This is a genomic window from Agromyces sp. P1_H4 (assembly GCF_056405255.1).
Genome location: NZ_JBFUCL010000357.1, coordinates 1 through 3786, shown reverse-complemented (window position 1 = coordinate 3786; position 3786 = coordinate 1). Strand labels below are relative to the sequence as shown.

General features: G+C 70.3%; 5 protein-coding genes. 4 read left to right on the top strand and 1 reads right to left on the bottom strand.

Annotated elements, in window-relative coordinates:
• The 4 genes from AC1DY2_RS16980 to AC1DY2_RS16965 form a co-directional block, all read left to right on the top strand.
• On the top strand, positions 1-261 hold a 261-nt coding region (locus AC1DY2_RS16980; protein WP_476763482.1), incomplete at its 5' end, for an alpha/beta hydrolase.
• A 60-nt stretch (positions 262-321) separates the two neighbouring features.
• Positions 322-747, top strand: coding sequence for an FAD synthase family protein (locus AC1DY2_RS16975; RefSeq protein ID WP_476763481.1), 426 nt, complete (start codon positions 322-324; stop codon positions 745-747).
• A 24-nt stretch (positions 748-771) separates the two neighbouring features.
• Positions 772-1992 carry a CDP-glycerol glycerophosphotransferase family protein gene (locus AC1DY2_RS16970; protein WP_476763480.1) on the top strand — a complete coding sequence of 407 codons (1221 nt, stop codon included), beginning with the start codon at positions 772-774 and terminating at the stop codon, positions 1990-1992.
• 133 nt (positions 1993-2125) lie between these two features.
• Entirely contained in the window at positions 2126-3493 is a 1368-nt protein-coding gene (locus tag AC1DY2_RS16965) for a hypothetical protein (RefSeq protein ID WP_476763479.1), read from the top strand.
• Here the strand turns inward: AC1DY2_RS16965 and AC1DY2_RS16960 are convergent.
• On the bottom strand, positions 3479-3786 hold a 308-nt coding region (locus tag AC1DY2_RS16960; RefSeq protein ID WP_476763478.1), incomplete at its 5' end, for a hypothetical protein. The two genes, AC1DY2_RS16965 and AC1DY2_RS16960, sit on opposite strands and share 15 nt — an antisense overlap.

Here is a 3786-nt window from a genome sequence, read left to right as displayed (position 1 = left end):
AACGACCTCTCGGACACCGACCTGCGCGTGCTCTCGCTCGTCGGCGAGAACGACGGGCTGTCGACCCCGGCCAAGGTCGAGGCGTCGGCGGGCCTGCTGCCGGCCGACACCGTGTCGGTGCTGCTCGAGGGTGCGAACCACGCCGCGTTCGGCGACTACGGACCGCAGCCCGGTGACGGCGTGGCGACGGCGTCCGACGAGGAGACCCGCGACGGGATCACCGCCGCGGTCGCCGAGTTCCTCGGGCAGCCGTCGTCGTAGCTGCACGCGTCGGTGGAGTCGCGAGTGAGTAGGCTGTCGCCACGAAGGGGGCGAGGCCAGATGATCTTCGGCTACACCACAGGCGTGTACGACATGTTCCACATCGGCCACCTGCGATTGCTCGAGCGTGCGAAGGCGCAATGCGACCAGCTCATCGTCGGGATCACGACCGATGAGCTGGCGCAGGAGGCGAAGGGCTCATCACCCATCGTGCCGTTCGCCGAGCGGCGGCAGATCGTGTCCGCCCTGCGCTGCGTGGACCTCACCGTGCCGCAGACCTCGATGGACAAGCGCCGGGCGTGGGAGAGCCTGCGATTCGACCGCATGTTCGTCGGCGATGACTGGCGGGGGACGGAGCGCTGGAACGCCCTCGAGCGGGAGTTCGCCGAGCTCGGCGTCGAGATCCTCTACTTCCCGTACACGGCCACGACGTCGAGCACACGGCTGCGCCGCACGCTCGACCTGCTCCACGGCGAGGGCGCGTAGCCCGATGCCTGCGGCGGATGGACCATGCGGCGAGTGAAGGAGGTCGCGCGTCGGGTCCAGCGGCTGCTCGTGCAGTGGGCGATGGTGCTCACGCCGCGCGCGTCGCATCTGGTCATCCATGGGTTTCCGGTGAACGAGGGCAACGCCGTCGAGATGGTGCGGGCGTCCGCGCGTCGCTATCCGGGCCCGGTGTACTGGCTCGTGACCGACCTCGACGACGGACGCGCCGTGCTCGACGCGTCGGGTGCCGACCCCGACGGCCGAGTCCGGCTCGTCGCGCATCGCTCCCTCGCCGCCGTACGGCGATTCGTCACCGCCGAGGTCTCGATGTTCACGCACGGGCTCTACGGGAACCCCGGACGTGTCCGTGGCAAGACCATGGTCAACCTGTGGCACGGCGGCGGCTTCAAGGGTTCGGTGATGACCGATGCCAAGGGTCGCCCAGCCATCCACTCGGACTACCTCGTGGCGAGCAGCCGGCAGTTCGGGGAGATMCTCGCGAGGCACAGCGGCCTTCCCCCGGGAGGGCTGCTGCTGACGGGAAACCCGCGGATCGACCAGTTCAGTCGGGGCCCGGTGCCCCTCGACCGGCTGGAGATCCCAGCCGACCGCCCGTTCGTGCTGTGGATGCCGACGTTCAGGCAGAACAAGGGCCGAGGCCTGACCGCAGCGTCGTCGGATGTCGCGCCCGACGAGGTCTCCGACGTGAACGCGGTGATGGCCCGCGGCGTCGAGATCCTCAGACGCGAGTTCGGCATCTCGGTCGTGGTGAAGCCGCACCCGCAGGACGCCGAGAGCCGGCACATCGAGGGCGCGCGCGTCGTCACGAACGAGGACCTCCGCGACGCCGGGGTGCAGCTCTACGAGCTCCTCGGTGCATCCGCCGCGCTGCTCACGGACTACTCCAGCGTCTGGATCGACTACCTCGCGCTCGACCGCCCCATCGCCTTCGTCGTCCCCGACGAATCGGGCTACACCGCCGGACGCGGGTTCGAGCCCTCCGACGCGCTCGACTGGCTTCCGGGTCCGAAGCTCTTGACCATCGACGACGTGCGCGAGTTCGGCCGGGACGTCCTCGACGGCGGCCTCACCACATCGCGGCGACGCCGGGAGGTCGCCGAGCACATCGGCCAGGTGAGCAGCCCAGGGGTCGCCGACCGCATCCTCGAAGAGCTCGCCGCTCGCGGAGTGTTCTCCCGGCCGCTGCGACCCCTGCGGGAGCGGGGTTCGGACGAGGCCCGTTGACACCGCACGTGTGGACAGCAGCACTCCGTCCGACGTGGTCGTCACCCATCCCATTCCCTCCGCGGGCTCGACGGCCTAGTGTTGGGCGCAGCGGCCGACGGCGGCTGCGTCATCCAACCCGCAGGGGGTGACCATGACCCGAGAACGACCGATCCTCGTGGGCGCGCCGCTCACCGCGGATCCGACCGCCGTGGATTCGGTCGCCACGAAGCGCAGGGGGTCGAGCTCGAATCGCGTCATCGCGATCCTCGCGCTCGCCGTGATCGCCGTGATCGCGGTGCGGATCGACCTGCCGGGCAACGTGACCGTGGCGGCGCTGCTGTCGGTCCTGATGGTCCCGCTGTGGTGGAGCGCGCTCAAGCACTATCGCGGCGGGTTCCTGCTGCTGGCGGCCGGTGCCGCCGCCCTGCTGTCCGGCGTCTGGCTGACGGAGCTCACCAAGTCGACCGGCCCGGTGGACTTCTCGCTCATGGTCAGCGTCTCCGTGCTCATCGGCGGCGCCCTCTGCAGCGTCGGCGTCGTGCTGTGGAGCCGACAGTTCCTGACGGACGCCCAAGTGGCCCTCGCCTACGGGGTGGGCATGCTCGTGGGCGTGGCGCCGGACTCGCCGCTGTTCGCCGAGAACCCCTGGAAGTTCGGCTTCGCCGTCCCGACCACCGTCATCCTGCTGGCCCTGGCCCAGATGGCTGGACGGCGCATCCTCGAAGCGGTGGTCGTGCTCGGCCTCGCAGCTGCGTCGGCGTTCACCGATGCGCGATCGTCGTTCGGGATCCTCATGCTCACCGGGCTGCTCGTGCTCTGGCAGATGCGGCCTCGACGTGCGAGTCGACGGGCCTCGGCATTGCGGGTCGTCGGGGGCCTCGCGGCGCTCGGCTACATCGTCTACACCTTCGCGCAGGCCATGATCCTCGAGGGCGTCCTCGGCGAGGAGACGCGGCGGCGATCCATCGAGCAGATCGACACGGCCGGCTCGCTCCTGCTCGGCGGAAGGCCCGAGCTTGCCGCCACGGCCGCCCTCTTCCAGGAGCAGCCATGGGGCTTCGGCGCAGGCGCCCTGCCGACCTTCAACGACATCACGGCCGCGAAGACCGGGATGGCGGCGATCGGCTACGACCCCGACAACGGCTACGTCGAGAGCTACATGTTCGGCGACCGCTTCGAGCTGCATTCGCTCGTCGGCGACTTCTGGGCGTTCTTCGGCATCCCGGGGATCGTGCTCATCGTCGTCATCGTGGTTCTCCTCGTGCGAGGGATGAGTGTGCGGGTGGCGCACAACGTGGCGAGCGCGGTGCTCATCTACGTCGCCGTACGGACGCTCTGGAACGTGCCGTTCGGTCCGGTCTACAGCTCCATCCCCCTGTTCATCCTCGCCGTCGGACTGGCGCTGCTCCCCGTCGATGAGCGCCGCCTCCTCGGCGCTTATGGAGGTCGGCAGCCCGGTTCGGGCGGTTCCGTGCGATCCCGCCACCCCGGCCGAGCGGGTACTTCACCACCGCGGTGAGCCGACCCGCGCCGTCGGCGGTGGCTCGCGCCCGAGGAGCGCGTTCGCGACGGCCGTGGCGGCGAACTCGACGCGGTCGAGAGTGCGGCGATGGCGGCGACCGTTGCCGTGGTGCCCGTCGGCGATGTCCAACTCGAGCGGCTCGGTCAGGCCGCGCGCCTCGTGGAGGCTCGCAGCGAACGCGGCGACCGACGGGCCGGAGGCGATCGAGACCTCGTGCGAGCGCGCGGCGCCGGCGAGTGCGGCCGCTTCGAGGATCGTGAACGTGCGGGTGCTCGCCGTCGGCCTCATTC